The sequence below is a fragment of the Paenibacillus borealis genome (assembly GCF_000758665.1).
GTDB classification, from domain to species: Bacteria; Bacillota; Bacilli; order Paenibacillales; family Paenibacillaceae; genus Paenibacillus_AQ; species Paenibacillus_AQ borealis.
Window position 1 is genome coordinate 1,927,732 of sequence record NZ_CP009285.1, and the last position, 15,006, is coordinate 1,942,737.

Here is a 15,006-nt window from a genome sequence, read left to right on the forward strand (position 1 = left end):
ATTGAAACAAAGATACATTAGATGTACAAAGACATCGCTCCTTTTGGACATTCTGTTAGCGGAGCATACACCCAAGTGCTATCTTGTATCTTACTCAAAATAAAAAGCTGCCCCAAGCAGTCATTTCACGATTTTGGGACAGCCTGTTTCTTTACAAATGCTTGTAACTCCTCTTACTTCCCACTCTCCAGCAACCTCGCCACCATAGTAGCGAATTCTGCCCGGGTAATATCCTTTGCAGTCTTAAAGGTACTATCTTCATATCCGGTAATAATTTTATTCGATGCCAGTGCATCAATGGAGTTATAATACCAGGCGTCTTTTTTAACATCCTTGAATGAGGTGGTTCCGGTACCAGTCAGCTTAAAGGCTCTGGTGATTAGAGTTGCTAATTCACTGCGGCTAATCTTTGCATTCGGACGGAAGGTTCCATCGCTATATCCGTTCATCAGGCCTGCTCCGGCTGCTGCGCCGATATACGTATTAGCCCAATGCGTTGGAGATACATCTGTAAAGCTGCTAGCCTGTCCTTCAAGCCCCATGTACGTTGCAATGACCTTGATGGCTTCGGCACGGGTCAACCCTGAATCCGGACGGAAGGTTCCATCGGAATAACCCGTTAGTAATCCCTTGGCTATAAGCACATCAATGCTAGCTTTTGCCCAGTGATTAAGGGTATCTACGAAACTGGCAACTTCCGGCGCAGGTGTTGGTGCTGTTGTTTCTGCTGGTGCTGGTGTTGCTGTAGGAGCCGGTGTCGCTGTAGGTGTAGGCGTTGCTGTTACCGGTGGAGTTCCGGTACCTCCTCCAGGACTTGGATTGCTTGGTTCATTATCTACTGGATCAGGATCAGTAGGGGTTGGAACATATGGGAGTGCTGGAGCAAAAGCGGTAAGCAGTCTGGCTTGACTTTGCTGCTCAAGCGCATAGCCCATACCCAGAACTTTGGCATCGTCCCATGCTCTGCCAACAAGCTGCATGGAGATAGAATATCCGCTGTCGTTCGTTCCTACAGGAACAACTACCGTAGGGAGGCCGACGTTAGACGTTAATACGCCCGTGTTTCGGTCAGAGCTTAATTGAGAGGCTGCTGAGTCATTGTTATATACGTCACTGATAAAACCTGCATAAACAATAGCATCCACGCCATTTTCGTCCATCCAGCCTTTAATAACTTCCTTATAGTCAGTTCTATATTTGATGTAATCTTGTACAGCCTGTTCAGTCATGCGGGTAGGCTCTGTATAGCCTCTCTGATTATAGATAAGCACCTTATCCGAAGCGAGTACACTTGCTCCATCCGCGTAAGGGAAGGCTTTATGAAGCTCGATATAGCGCGCCCAGCCTTCTGTAGATCCATTAATGCCTGCTGGACGGGTAGGTGCTGACGGTACTTTTGACATTTCAACCATTGTCGCCCCCGCTGCCTGAAGCTCGGAGAACTTATTCATTACGGCTTGTCCGGTATCATCATCGGCATAACTGGAGACAAAGGAAGCAGGGATATATCCGATTTTCTTTCCTTTCAATGCATTAGTATCCAGAGATTCCTTCCAGTCAGCCGGACGCTTATGATCTGCATCGGCAGTCACTGTGAAGATATCCTGCGGATCCGTCCCCGTTGTAGCATTCAACATGATGGCCAGGTCCGTTACTGTCTTAGCAATGGGACCTGCATAATCCTGTCCCCAAGTGAGCGGCAGTACACCTGTAGTACTTGCCATTCCGTCTGTACCACGGAAGCTCTTTAAGCTGGCGCCTGTAGTAGGTGCATAGAGAGAGACCCCTGTTTGTGATCCCATGGCTGCTGCTGCAAAATCAGCTGCAACCGATACGGCCGAGCCGCCGCTTGAGCCAAAGGAGGTCTTCGATGGATACAGGGCATTCCAGGTCTGCTGCCAGCCGCTCTCGCTAAAGCTTCCGCTGTTGGCGAACTCGGAAGTATTTACTTTACCAATAATTACAGCTCCAGCTTCCCGCAGCTTATTCACCTGGAAAGCATCTGAATCAGGCTGCCAGCCTTCAAGCGCTTTGCTGCCGCCTGTAGTAGGCATATCCTTGGTATCATAGATATCTTTTATTGCAATGGGAATACCGAGCAAATCCCCCTTTGCACCTTGTGCGCGGGCATTGTCAGCAGCTTGTGCCTGGGTAAGCGCAGTTTCAGAGACATGCAGGAAGGCATGGAAGCCAAGCTGGCCTTCATCGTATACCTTGATTCGATCTAAATAAGCCTGAGTAATTTGTACGGAAGTAGTTTTACCGCTAATCATATCCTGCTGCATTTGTGCAATGGATTTATTCGTAACATCATAGGGGGAAGAAGTGATGAATGCTTTAGCTGCTGGAGCATCCGGAATCACCAGGGTATCTCCAGTATCCAGTCCCTCTATAGCAGAGACATCCCAGTTACTGATTGAACGGATTTGTGCGTTTGTTAATCCGGATACATCCAGCTGGCTATTCAGTCCGTTTAGCATGGTCACCAGATTCTTCAGGCCTTCTTCACCCGCTTCTCCAACTTGTACATAATGTACCAGGGATTTCGACTCTCCCGGCTCAATGTGTAATGTATTAATGAATCCATAGAAATTCGCATCATTACCGGACTTAGCTAGGGGGGTGGTGAATGGATTCTGCTGCTGATTGCCTAGGCTGGTTAATCCATTCTCAAATGGATGTGGAGACCCGACTGCAACGCCCAGCGGCTTATTGTCTTTGGCACTGCTGTCTACAACAATCCATGAATCATCCGTAGTCACCTCCAGATCATTGGAGTATGTTGCCTTGACTACTGAAGCATTTGCCGCTGTACCATATCCCAGAGAGCCGCCGAAAGAGACATCAACCTTTACGTTTATATCATTTTTATTAGTAAAAGTATCAAAGAATCTCGTGCGATTATTTATAGTATCGACATACACATCACGAGTAACAGTTACATTTCCCAGATTTACAGACTGAGTCGAAGTAAACTTATTAACGCCATCGTATTTCAAGTCAAACCCGCGCATCATTTGACCATTCATCAGTGAAGCTGTAGGGGAGGACACTTTAACGAAGATATTACCGAAGCCTTGTACTTGTGTAGTCCCAACGGTACGTAAACTTCCTGTGTCTAAGCTAGGCGCAAAGACATCATGAATCTCCCATACTGTGCCGCTTGCTGAAGTAACCCGGGTTAAAGCATCAGCGGTCTGAAACGGAATGACACTCGAAGCGATAACAGATAACGCAATGGACGTAGCTATAAATTGCTTTTTACTCCAATTATTTTTTGCTGGTGAATATTCGGAGCGGGGGGAACCAGAATGATTTCTTTTAGTTTTACTTAGACGTTTCAGCTTATTCATTTCAGTAATCTCCTCTTCCTGTATGTATATTTATTAATTTATGTTAGGAAATATAACATCGTTATTTCTTTCAGTCAATGAATATTAAAAATTTAATATATTTTTAGAGTTTTGATATAGATTAAATACTATTTTAATTAAAATTTATGATATATTTGGTAACTATCAGATATATTAACTAACATATTATGATATGTGTGGTTCTAAATACCGATGCACCTCCGTTTTCTGTAAAAAACTAGGAAGGACGTGTCCCTGCACGATCCCATCGGGACAGACAGGGAAGGCAACGAAATCACGCCGATCGATATCCTCGCCTCCGAGGCCGATGATGTGATTAAGGAGGCGATCTGAAGATTAAGAAGAGTAAGATCTATCGTAATCTTGATATTCTCGATGAACGTGAAAAGGAAGTCGTCGTTGGGCGCTTCGGCCTGGACACAGGAGGGGAAGAGCGGACGCGGCGGAAGATTGCGAAGGACCTCGGCATTAGTCGGAGTTATGTGTAGCGGATCGAGAAAAGGGCGCTGATGAAGCTGTATCATGAGTTTTATAAGGTGAAGAGGTGAGGTAGGAAATTTGCCTGTAGGAAAGAGACATTAGATGTCTCGATCCTGCAGGTTGTTTGTGTTTTTTGATAAGAAATTCCAAAATCACTGTATTATCTGTATAGCTTGAAGCAGAGATAAAATGCGCTGTACTGTGGTACACTCGAACTATAAGTGGGAAGTGAGGTGTTTGTGGAATGATGAATCTTACGAAGGACCTTGCTAAATTGATCCGGTTAACGGGTGACCGGGCGAAAATGGATGCTAAAGCAAATGGAACATATATAGTTTATAAGACAAATGAGGGGCAAATTGTTAGAGAATATAGTACCGGTAAGATCGAGAAAATGAATGATCAGGATTCACACATGAATGAGACAAAGAGCACAATCCGCAACCTGATTGTTGACCGGCTTGGAGTAAGTGTGAATAAGCGGGACTTCACCGTAGAAACTACATTGGCGGGTGGTAACGTTATTAGGCAGATGAAAGATGCAAAGGAACAGGGCTTTGAAATCATTATGTTTTATGTGGGACTAGGGGATGTTCGGCTAAATATTGAACGTGTTGCTTTGCGAGTGAAGAATGGTGGTCATCATATTGAAACAGAGGATATTGTATTCTTGAAGCAGATAAAAGCGGGATAAAATATTATTTAAATGAACTGCCTGAATGGACACAAGAAATCAATCGGAAGCTACAAATTAAATATAAAACGCAAAAATAAACAAATTCGAATCAAGATCGATCGCAATTGGTTTATTTTTTTACATCATATCGTGTCCACAACCTCAAGAAATTCGACAACTCAGGCGATGACATGGAGGACCTTATCTCCATCGGAACCATCGGGCTGATCAAGGCCATCGAGAGCTACCGCCCGAACAAGGGCACGAAGCTGGCTACTTTTGCCGCCCGGTGTATTGAAAACGAAATCCTGATGCACTTACGCAGCTTGTAAAAGACCCGAAAAGATGTGTCTCTGCATGATCCCATCGAACGGACAAAGAAGGTAACGAGATCACAATGGTCGATATCCTCGGCTCTGACGCAGATACAGGACCCATTATTTCTATTTTGCCGTCCTTTACACGTATAGCGCTCTCCTGTTCAGCTGCATAAACATCAATCTCTTCAGACATGGGGAACAGGCAGCCTTGAACAAACATGGCGAAGTCGCGTTAGAAAGAGATTCATAGGCCTTCATCAGCGGCCGTTTCTCTATTCAAAATTATGAGCATGAAGAAAAGACTGATTATCCTCTTGTGCAGAAGAAAGTCAGCCTTAAACTAGAAGTAGTGATCTAGGCGATGGGTTGTATAAAATGTCCTGGAGAAGGACGTTTGAGGCCAAGGTGGTCACGTAACGTGGAACCTTCATATTCATTGCGGAATAATCCACGGTGTTGGAGTACCGGCACGACGTGATCGACGAACTCATCTAAGTCACCCGGCAGAACGGGCGGCATAATATTAAAGCCATCGCAACCAAAATTGACGTACCATTCCTCCATCAGATCCGCCAGTTGCTCAGGTGTTCCGACGAATTGCATGTGGCCTCGCGCACCCAGCAATCGCCTGCCCAGTTCAATGATGGACAGGCCTTCAGTATGGGCTAAGTCCATAATAAGCTGTACCCGGCTCTTCATTCCGTTGCTCGCTTCAACTGGATTGGGAATCTCCGGAAGAGGGCCATCTGCCGGATAGCTGCTCAGATCGAACTGGAGGATTCCTGAAACCATCATAACGGCATCCTCTGGATCAATTAATTCCAGCAGTTCCCGTTCCCGGCGGCGTGCTTCTTCCTCCGTTCCCCCCAGAATAGGGGATAAGCCCGGCATAATAAGGAGGCTGTCCGATTCACGACCAACCGCAGCAATCTTCGCTTTTAAGGTGCGATAAAAGGACTGGGCGGCTGTGAGCGACTGCTGGGCGGTAAATATAATTTCACCAACCTGTGAGGCGAAGGCTTGGCCCGGCTCGGAAGATCCGGCTTGGATCAATACCGGATAGCCCTGCGGCGGACGGGGGGTAACCAGTGGCCCTTTGGATCTGTACCACGTTCCTTCGTAATCTACCGTATGCAACTTGGAGACATCCGCAAATATACCTGCCTTACGATCTAGGACAAGTGCATCATCATCCCAGCTGTCCCATAAGCGGGTAACGACTTCAACGAACTCCGCAGCCATTTTGTATCGCAGGCTGTGCTCCGGATGCTTCTCCTTGCCAAAGTTATGTGCTTCGGCATCTACCTGAGAGGTAACAATATTCCATCCCGCCCGGCCCCCGCTGAGCAGATCAAGTGTTGCCATTCTGCGTGCGACATGGAAGGGATCATTGTAAGTCGTTGATATAGTCGCTGTAAGTCCAACCTGAGAGGTGACCATCGACAAGGCGGAGAGCAGGGATACAGGATCGAGCATCCCCGCAGCAGCGCGGCCGGGATATATAAGATGAAGCAGATCAGCAAAGAAAATCATGTCAAACTTTCCGCGCTCGGCTGTCTTAGCCATCCGCTCATATAGCTTGATGTCAAACATCTGCTCAACACCTGAGGCAGGATGTCTCCAGCCCGCATGGTGATGGCCGGTGAAATACAGAAAGGCTCCTAGATGAAGCTGTCCGTTTCGTTTAGTAGTCATAGTAGGTCGCCTCCGTTATTTAAAGATGGGTAGTAGTAGTGAATAGCGGGTGTGGTCTGAATCAGCCTTTATAGGCGCCACTCCACCTGGACAACCGGCGCTCGACACTCCGGACGCTAACATCCGATAGCTTACCTACCGTCATGAATACAATCAGACCGACGAAAACGATATCTGTATTGCTGAATACACGCGCATCCTGAATCATGTAGCCGATTCCGGAGCTTGCCCCCATCATCTCAGCGATGGCCAGAATCAGCCACGATGCGCTGACTGCAAGCCTTATGCCAAGAAGAATATTCGGCATTGCCGCAGGAATGACGAGAGCCGTCAGCTTCTGCCAAGGCGAGAACTGCAGTACGAGGGTTATCTCGTGCAGCTTGCGGTCCGCCACCCGTACCCCTAAAAAAGTATGGAAATAGACAGGGAAGAAAGAGCCCAGTGCGATGAGCAGGATTTTGGAGAATTCTCCTACACCAAACCAAAGAATAAACAACGGGATAAGAGCCATCAGTGGTACGGTCCTCAGCATCTGCAGAGAAGGATCGAACGTACGTTCAGCCCATTTGCCAAGCCCTGTGAACAGACCCAGCATTAAACCGGTGATAGATCCAAGGAGGCAGCCTGCGGCTGCCCGAAATGCGCTGGACTCCAGATGCTTCAGTAACTCGCCGGAGGCGCATAACCGGAAGAAGGATTGAACAATCCGGGACGGGGCGGGCAAAGTCGTTGCGGAGACAAGCCCGAGCATAGCGACAGCTTGCCAGATCATAATTAGGCCAAGAGGGACGATCAACCCTTGAAGTCTTGTAGACCAGTTCCAGCTCCGTTCGGTTCCCTTCCTGCGCAACCTTTGCCTCAGATCCTTCTGAACTGTGATCGGCGGTGTCTTTTTAATCAGCTCGTTCAAATCAGAATCCTCCCTTTCGATGATCCTGCCAGCGCAGCAGGCGCAATTCCGATAGCTTCACTATGGAGTCAGTGAGCTTACCGATAGCGGCAAATACGATAATCCCGACAAAAATCACCGCTGTGAGCGAGAAGGATCTTGCATCATTAATAATGTAACCGATCCCCGAGCTGGAGCCCATTAGTTCTGCTACGACCAGTGCCAGCCAGCTGACGCCAATCGATAGCCTTATCCCTAGAAAGATGGACGGTAAAGAAGCGGGCAAAATGAGATTAAGGACTGTTTGAGCTTTTGAAAATTGTAGTACACTGGCGACATCGAACAAGTCATTATTCACAGAACGGACCCCGAGAAAAGTGTTTACATAGAGGGGGAAAAATGCCGCCTTGGCGATTAGAAGGACTTTCGATGTCTCATCGAAGCCGAACCAGAGAATAAACAAAGGAGCCACCGCCAAATGGGGAAGCGTGCGAAGGAGCTGGATAGCAGGGTCCAGCAGCCGCTCCGCCTTTAGTGAGAAGCCGATCCAAAGTCCTGCCGCGAGCCCAAGCCCGCCGCCCAGCAAGAAACCTAAGGTCGCACGTTGCCCGGATATTAACAGATTGCTCCATAGTTCACCGGAGCTAGCCATGTCGGTAAATGCCTTCCATATCGTCATAGGAGGAGGGAGAAGGACAGCGTTCACTATGCCCTGTGAGGTGACATAATGCCACACTGCCAGAATAGACAAAGGTACAAGCATGCCTATCAGTCTGTTGGCGAAGGAAATCGATAGCTTGCGTTTGGGAACAGACATAATTTCGTTCTCTCCTTCACAACTGAATTAAGATTTACTCTCCTCGGCATACTGCTTGAGTGCTTCCTCGATAAAACGGTTGTCGAATACTTTACTAACTTCTACCTCATTACGTATGGTGCCAAGCTTATATTGAAAGTCTGCCGTAGCTTGCTGTTGGCTGATCGTCTCAGGGCTTACGGGCACATTAATATAGGTTGAACGATCCAAAAAGCCTTTCATCAGCTCTACGGGAATTTTATTCTCGTCGGCATAACGCTTCAACGCCTCTTCGTTGTTTTCCGACTGCCAGTGAATTGCCTTTTCAATTACCTTAAGGTAAGCCACAATAAGCTCGGGGTACTTATCCGCAAATTCGCTGCGCACCAGCTGAAAGGATGGAGACAGCAGGCCAGCGCTTTCCCCGTCTGCAATAATGCGCGCCTTGCCCGTCATCGTGTTCAACGTTATACTCGGATCCCACACAGACCATGCATCTACTTTGCCTGCGTCGAAAGCGGCCTGGGTTTCGTCGGGCTGAAGTTGAATAATTTGTAGATCGGAATCCTTAAGCCCCTCCTTTTCCAGCAGCTGGTACAGGAAATTGAAGGCATTGCTTCCCTTAGTAACAGCTACTTTCTTGCCCTTTAGATCGGCCACGGTCTGAATGGTACTGTTATTAGGAACGAGCAGAGCCACGTTGTTCTTGCCGCTTAGGGTTTGCGAGATAATTGTGAAATCAATGCCCGCAGCTTGTGCCGCAATCGGAGGCAGGTTGCCCATACCGGCAAAGTCTAGGTGATTGGATGCCATTGCTTCGACCATCGGCGGCCCGCTTTGGAATTCGGAGAACTCAACCTTTGCCCCATATTTGCTAAAAGCCTCGTCTAACCATTTCATCTCTTGGATCTTACCGAACAATCCACCTTTACCCTGATAGCCAATACGAACCGTGACGCCTTCATAGGAAGGGCTCGCAACCTCACTTCCAGATGCAGAAGGCGAAGAAGAAGTCGGGGACGAGGTGTCGCTGTTGTTATTAGTGTTGCTGCTGCCGCAACCTGAAACTGTTATAAGGAATGTGATTAACGCCAGGAAGGTAACTATTTTAGTTTTCATTTTTGATCTCCTTATCATGAAGAATCTATTTTATATTCCGGCACCTTTATCAAACGGCGGACCATCAATTTTCTCGAATTCATTCAGCACCAGGCTTCGATATTCCTGAAACGAAGGATTGCTTCGTTTACGAGGATGAGGAAGATCAATGTCGATAATACTCCGGATATGTCCCGGGCGTGGGTTCATGATCACAACGCGTTCCCCAAGAAAAACCGCCTCATCTAAATCATGTGTGACAAAGAGCATCGTTGTCCGGTTGCGTTCCCAGATCTCCAGCAGAACCTCTTGCATATGGGATCGGGTAAAAGCGTCCAGCGCGCCAAATGGCTCGTCAAGAAGCAGAACATCGGGTTTCCGCAGCAATGCCCTGGCTATGGCAACCCGTTGTGCCATCCCGCCGGAGAGCTCACGCGGATATGCCTTTTCAAAGCCCTGCAGCCGGACCAAATCGATTAACTCGTCAACACGCCTGCGGACTTCGGATTTGTGGAGCGACAGGTTAGCGGCGATATTCTTCTCCACGGTGAACCATGGGAAGAGCCGGGGTTCTTGAAAAATGAAGCCCTTTTCGATTCCTGGTTTTTCTATGGCTTTACCGTTGAGTTCCACTTTGCCCTGGTACCTAGTGTCTAAGCCTGCAATGATTTTTAGAAGCGTGCTTTTTCCGCAGCCGCTGGGGCCAATAAAAGTCACCAACTGCCCCTTTTGAACGTTCAGCCCGATGTCATGCAAAGCTACGACATTACCGGTTGGTGATTCAAATGTTTTGTTTAGATGTTCAATGGTCAGCAGGTAGACCCCTCCTTATTATGCTCATAGTTTTACTTGGATTTAATTTTAAATAAAAAAGCTTGTTCTCCAGTGGACTGGACGAATCAGCCTTATTCACAAACCGAATGATCAATCGGTTTGTCATAACGTATTATTACTCAATAAGAAAGAAGATGTCAAGATGATTTTTCCATCTTGACATCTTCTTTAATCCATCCGTTTTCTTTTATCCAGCAGATGCATGACTCCTTCAACACGAATAGGGGCCGGCACTTCAGCGCCTGGCATCCGTTGTAAGGTCAAACCTTGGATCAGGCTGACGAAATAAAAGGCCAACTCCAACGGATCACCATCAATAATGGTCTCTTCCTTCTGTCCTTGCTTGATAATGTTCGTGATAGGAACCAAGTTGCGTGTGAAACGTTCCGTTACCTGGCTGCGCGTGCTGGGAAGGGAGGTTTCGGATAACCGGGCACTATGTATTAGAAGGGTATGCGCCCAGTGGTTTCGTGTGGATAACCAGCCCGAACATATCAAGGACAGTTTATCTAACGCGGGTAATTCCAAAGCCTCTGTCTCAGATACGAATTGGCCGTAAGCGGTTTGTCCTCGTCTCAAAATTTCGTCAAATATCTCGTCCTTTGACTTGAAATAGTGATAAATATTTCCTACGCTAACCTTGGAGGCAACTGCAATATCATTGATGCTCACAGACCCGATTCCCTTCAGGGCTATCACTTCCAAAGCACAATCCAGAATTTGATTAAGTCGCTTTTCTCGTGAAATTTGGTCTTTCTCGGCGTTTCTTGCCATTCCAGCTTCTCCTTTCCATACTGTTAAACTGCTTCGTTTAGGAGATAGATCAATAAACTTTCTTATATTTATAATGAAGTATAACTCATAGAAGTGGAATGAATAAAGAACAGCATGTTTGACGCGAAGGAGTCCAATTCTATTATCCTGCAGCTCTGGAGAAACGTGTGGACCGGGTAGACTCCTTTTTACGCAGCCAGAAAAACAATCCTGCCGTTTATATTCAGTATATTCTTGCGAACAGACTTGAGGATGAATCAGGAGCGATTATGGAGCAGCTGATGAGCAAATATAAGCGGGTAACGGTACAGGCAACGTACAAGGCGGCGTATGGACTTTACCGCAAAGATATGGCTGCTGTTCAGGAAGCCGTGCCGCATATCCGCTATTCTGATTACCGGGCATACTACGAAACGGTTCTGCTGTTGGAGGACGGGAAAGCTGCTCAGGCGCGGGAACATCTTGAGTCAATCAGGAAGCAATGGATGAGATTAGCGCTGCTGGCAGAAATTGAACTCAAAGCAGGCAACAGCGAAACCGCTATCAAGCATGCCAGGGAAGCAGTAGACGCTTCGAGAGGCATCCAGCGTTATGTGTTACATAAGGAATACGAAAGAACGTTACCGCAAGCTGTTGAAGCATGAGTTATTAAATACATACATTTATTGAGATCTAACCCAACTGGAAGTTACTATGCAGCATCAAATAGATCATAACTGGGAAACAGAACTTGGCAACTATTGCGGCCCGCTGTATTGAAAACGACCTTCGCTCGCTGAAAAAGACCCGTAAAGACGTCTCTCTCCACGAGCCGATTAGTACGGACAAAGAGGGCAACGAGATCACGCTGATTGATATTCTCGATATTCTGGATGAACGGGAGAAGGAAGTCGTCGTCGGCCGCTTCGGTTTGGACCCGGAGGGGAAGAGCGGACGCAGCGGGAGATTGCGAAGGAACTGGGGGTCTCACGGAGTTACGTGTCGCGGATAGAGAAAGGGCGCTGATGAAGCTGTATCATGAGTTTTATAAGGCGGAGCGGTGAGCATCATGTAACAATATAAAGTTGGAACTGTTAACAATAGAGCCTAATAATAGCTGTGACCTTCTTAATACGTTGAACACCTGATTAGGAAAATTAAAGCCTGGGGATCACGGTGAAAAGGGTCTTTGAATCCAACTAGAGGATTTAAAGACCCTTTTTGATTAAACTCCAGATGCGTTCGAACCTGTCTTGGTAGTCTGGAAGATTCCAGGATTCTTTGAAGGACGGGAGGCTAAACACCGCAAATGCGGAGAGAATTGCCTCTGCCCGTTCGAAGCGGGAATCGTGATAGTCCATGAAGCCGTCAATAATTTGATAGGAATCCCACAGAACATCGCGTAATACCAGGGGATTGCTATCAACATATTGCGTATTCAAGGCGAACATCTTGGGATTCTCGTTATAGGCGCGTTTTTTGGCGTTAGCAAATGCCCAGAGCCAATCATGGAGCAGGTCCTGTGCATTCATCAAATTTGTCTTATCCAGTTTAATTTGTTCTGAAATCATCCGGTTGAACCAGTTTTTAGACACGGCTGCCCAGAGCTCTTGCTTATTCTTAAAGTGTTTATAAAGCGCGGCGTGGGTGATACTTAATTCATCCGCAATTTGTGAAAGGGTCACTTCGGATTTTTCCGTGCGTTCAATTAATGCCTCCGCTGTTTCAATAATGAGCTCTTGTGTGATTTTAGCCACCGCGCTTCCAACCCTTCTTATTTCGATAAATTCCTTATCAATCGTTTATACACCTGTCTCAATTTTATCATATAAAACAACAGGTAACAATTATTGACTTTTGTAACCTTTGATATTATGCTTGAAACATAAGTTACAAAAACAATAAATTGTTACTTATTATTCAGCGCATAGGAGGCTATTAATTATGAAAGCGGCGCAGATTACCAAGTATTCAAAAAAGTTCACGGTAGAAGTCAATGATATTCCAGTCCCGGAAATAAGTGAAAACGAAGTTTTGGTCAAGGTGAAAGCAGCGGCGGTTAATCATTTGGAATTGCTCATCGGGACCGGAAGCGTCAAGCTGATCCAGGATTATGAGTTTCCATTAGTACTCGGTAATGAGCTGACGGGTGTTATTGAAAAAGTCGGTAAGAACATCCGGGGATTTGAAGTTGGCGATGCCATTTATTCACGCCTGCCACTACAAAAAATCGGTGCCTTTGCGGAATACGCGGCGATTCATGCGGATGCCATCGGGCACTTGCCCGCTAATCTTGATTTTGTGAGCGGTGCTGCTGCGCCATTAACAGGATTGACTGCTTATCAAGGTTTGCATGAAGAATTGGCTGCCAAAGCTGGCGAAAGCGTGTTTATTCCCGGGGGTTCTGGTTCATTTGGCCAAATGGCCATTCCTATCGCCAAAAGCATGGGGCTGAAGGTCATCGTTAGTGGAAGTCCGCAAGCACGTGAACGGACAATGGCGGCTGGAGCAGACCAATATATGGATTACACGACGGAGAACTATTGGGAACAACTTCGTGATGTCGATTATGTGATGGATACCTTGGGACCAAGCGAATTTGATCATGAACTTTCGATTATGAAAACAGGCGGTCGCCTTCTTTCCCTGCGGACCGGCCCTAACAAACGTTTCGCCGAGCATATGGGCTTACCAGGCTGGAAACAAAAGCTCTTCACCATTGCCGGGGCCAAGTATGATCACAAAGCGAAGAAAAAGAAGATTCAATATCATTTCATTTTTGTTCGCAGCGATGGCGATCAATTAAAGAAAATTACGAAGATTATTGAAGATAACGGGATTGTGCCAGCGGTGGACCCGACAGAATTCCATATTGAAGATATCAATGAAGCACTAAAGCTTGTTGCTACAGGTCATCCCAAAGGAAAAGTCATTATCCGATTCTAAGGAGAGCACCCCATGAAGGCTGCACAAATTTCGCGGTAGAAGATGGAGGGGACTAAATAATGACAACTAACTATTCATATGTAGAAGCACCAAATCTAAGTGTTAAGACGGCTGAGGGAACAGTTTACGCATACCGTGAACTGGGAGAGAAAGCGGGTATCCCAGTCATTTTTTTCACTCATCTATCTGCTAATCTGGACAACTGGGACCCACGCGTAGTGGATGGGATTGCCAAAAAACATTGGGTCATTACATTTGATAATAAAGGTGTTGGACTTTCTAGCGGGAAAGTTCCAGATACGATTGAACAAATGGCAAAAGATGCGTTGATGTTCATTCATACATTGGGATTTGAGCAAATCGATATTATGTCATTTTCGATGGGTAGTATGATTGCACAAGAACTTTTGGCCATCGAACCAAGACTTGTTCGTAAACTTATTTTGTCAGGAACTGGCCCGCGTGGTGGTAAAGGCATTGAAAAGGTTACGAAAATTTCTGACCGTGATCTGATACGTGCCATCTTCACGTTGAGAGATATTAAAACCTATTTATTCTTCACGCGAACAGATAATGGCAAACAGAAAGCAAAAGAATTTTTGGCTCGTATCAAAGAACGTAAAGAGGCGCGGGATAAGATGATAAGTATCAAAGGATATCGTAGACAACTTAAAGCCATCCACGAATGGGGAATGGCAAAACCTGCTGATTTGTCAGGAATTACGCAACCTACACTGGTAGTAAACGGTGACGATGACAGAATGGTACCTACATCAAACTCCTATGATTTAGTTCAACGGATTCCAAACAGCAAGCTCATTATTTATAAAGATTCCGGTCACGGTGGGATTTTTCAATATCATGATGAATTTGTGAAATCAGTAATAGCCTTTTTAGATCAATAACACTGGGAAATGAAAATGCCCAAAAACAGTATGTGAGTGGATTTTCTTTACCGATCGTTCTCAATATGTTATATTGAACAACAGGGAGGGAATAGAATGGCAAGAAGCAAAGAATTCGAGGAGAACGTGGTAGTAGAAAAGGCGATAAAGCTCTTTCGGGAACAAGGGTACGAGAAGATATATTAGTATAATTTCCTGTGTTTATTCTAGTATGATCGTTCTAGAATGAAGAAGCCTTCT

At 46.2% G+C, this 15,006-nt stretch carries 11 protein-coding genes and 5 pseudogenes; 8 read left to right on the forward strand and 8 right to left on the reverse strand.

Translation table 11 applies throughout. The annotated features are described in order from the left end of the window. Positions 1-173: 173 nt before the first annotated feature. Positions 174-3,353, reverse strand: coding sequence for an amidase family protein (locus tag PBOR_RS08145; protein WP_081971962.1), 3,180 nt, complete (start codon positions 3,351-3,353; stop codon positions 174-176). A gap of 207 nt (positions 3,354-3,560) precedes the next feature. Between PBOR_RS08145 and PBOR_RS34910 the strand changes: the two are divergent. The 3 pseudogenes from PBOR_RS34910 to PBOR_RS34920 all read left to right on the forward strand — a co-directional run. Beyond that, a pseudogene (locus PBOR_RS34910) lies at positions 3,561-3,862 on the forward strand (sigma factor-like helix-turn-helix DNA-binding protein); the annotation flags it as partial. 407 nt (positions 3,863-4,269) lie between these two features. Further along, positions 4,270-4,521: pseudogene (locus PBOR_RS36125) on the forward strand (hypothetical protein); the annotation flags it as partial. 134 nt (positions 4,522-4,655) lie between these two features. Further along, positions 4,656-4,957, forward strand: a pseudogene (locus tag PBOR_RS34920) (sigma factor); the annotation flags it as partial. 247 nt (positions 4,958-5,204) lie between these two features. Here the strand turns inward: PBOR_RS34920 and PBOR_RS08165 are convergent. From PBOR_RS08165 to PBOR_RS08190, 6 genes are all read right to left on the reverse strand, one after another. Next, positions 5,205-6,545 carry an LLM class flavin-dependent oxidoreductase gene (locus PBOR_RS08165; protein ID WP_042211230.1) on the reverse strand — a complete coding sequence of 447 codons (1,341 nt, stop codon included), beginning with the start codon at positions 6,543-6,545 and terminating at the stop codon, positions 5,205-5,207. A gap of 61 nt (positions 6,546-6,606) precedes the next feature. Next, positions 6,607-7,443 (reverse strand): ABC transporter permease, encoded by an 837-nt coding sequence (locus PBOR_RS08170; RefSeq protein WP_425415532.1) that lies wholly within the window; start codon positions 7,441-7,443, stop codon positions 6,607-6,609. A gap of 13 nt (positions 7,444-7,456) precedes the next feature. Continuing rightward, a complete protein-coding gene (locus PBOR_RS08175) occupies positions 7,457-8,251 on the reverse strand; it encodes an ABC transporter permease (protein WP_042211231.1) in 795 nt (264 codons plus the stop codon). A gap of 27 nt (positions 8,252-8,278) precedes the next feature. Then, positions 8,279-9,349 (reverse strand): aliphatic sulfonate ABC transporter substrate-binding protein, encoded by a 1,071-nt coding sequence (locus PBOR_RS08180; protein ID WP_042211232.1) that lies wholly within the window; start codon positions 9,347-9,349, stop codon positions 8,279-8,281. Positions 9,350-9,379: 30 nt separating this feature from the next. After that, positions 9,380-10,144 carry an ABC transporter ATP-binding protein gene (locus PBOR_RS08185; RefSeq protein ID WP_042211233.1) on the reverse strand — a complete coding sequence of 255 codons (765 nt, stop codon included), beginning with the start codon at positions 10,142-10,144 and terminating at the stop codon, positions 9,380-9,382. 186 nt (positions 10,145-10,330) lie between these two features. Further along, positions 10,331-10,936, reverse strand: a complete 606-nt coding sequence (locus PBOR_RS08190) for a TetR/AcrR family transcriptional regulator (RefSeq protein ID WP_042211234.1) — start codon at positions 10,934-10,936, stop codon at positions 10,331-10,333. A 167-nt stretch (positions 10,937-11,103) separates the two neighbouring features. On the opposite strand from PBOR_RS08190, the gene PBOR_RS08195 reads away from it, so the two are divergent. Both PBOR_RS08195 and PBOR_RS34925 read left to right on the forward strand, forming a co-directional pair. After that, positions 11,104-11,580: a hypothetical protein gene (locus PBOR_RS08195; RefSeq protein ID WP_042211235.1), complete on the forward strand. Its 477-nt coding sequence runs from the start codon at positions 11,104-11,106 to the stop codon at positions 11,578-11,580. 86 nt (positions 11,581-11,666) lie between these two features. After that, a pseudogene (locus tag PBOR_RS34925) lies at positions 11,667-11,979 on the forward strand (sigma-70 family RNA polymerase sigma factor); the annotation flags it as partial. Positions 11,980-12,123: 144 nt separating this feature from the next. Here the strand turns inward: PBOR_RS34925 and PBOR_RS08205 are convergent. After that, positions 12,124-12,672 carry a TetR/AcrR family transcriptional regulator gene (locus tag PBOR_RS08205; RefSeq protein WP_042211236.1) on the reverse strand — a complete coding sequence of 183 codons (549 nt, stop codon included), beginning with the start codon at positions 12,670-12,672 and terminating at the stop codon, positions 12,124-12,126. A gap of 187 nt (positions 12,673-12,859) precedes the next feature. Here PBOR_RS08205 and PBOR_RS08210 point away from each other — a divergent pair, with 187 nt between their 5' ends. The 3 genes and pseudogenes from PBOR_RS08210 to PBOR_RS36875 form a co-directional block, all read left to right on the forward strand. After that, positions 12,860-13,861: an NADP-dependent oxidoreductase gene (locus PBOR_RS08210; RefSeq protein WP_042211237.1), complete on the forward strand. Its 1,002-nt coding sequence runs from the start codon at positions 12,860-12,862 to the stop codon at positions 13,859-13,861. A gap of 59 nt (positions 13,862-13,920) precedes the next feature. Beyond that, a complete protein-coding gene (locus PBOR_RS08215; RefSeq protein WP_042211238.1) occupies positions 13,921-14,766 on the forward strand; it encodes an alpha/beta fold hydrolase in 846 nt (281 codons plus the stop codon). 96 nt (positions 14,767-14,862) lie between these two features. Continuing rightward, a pseudogene (locus PBOR_RS36875) lies at positions 14,863-14,943 on the forward strand (TetR/AcrR family transcriptional regulator); the annotation flags it as partial. Between the last annotated feature and the right edge of the window lie 63 nt (positions 14,944-15,006).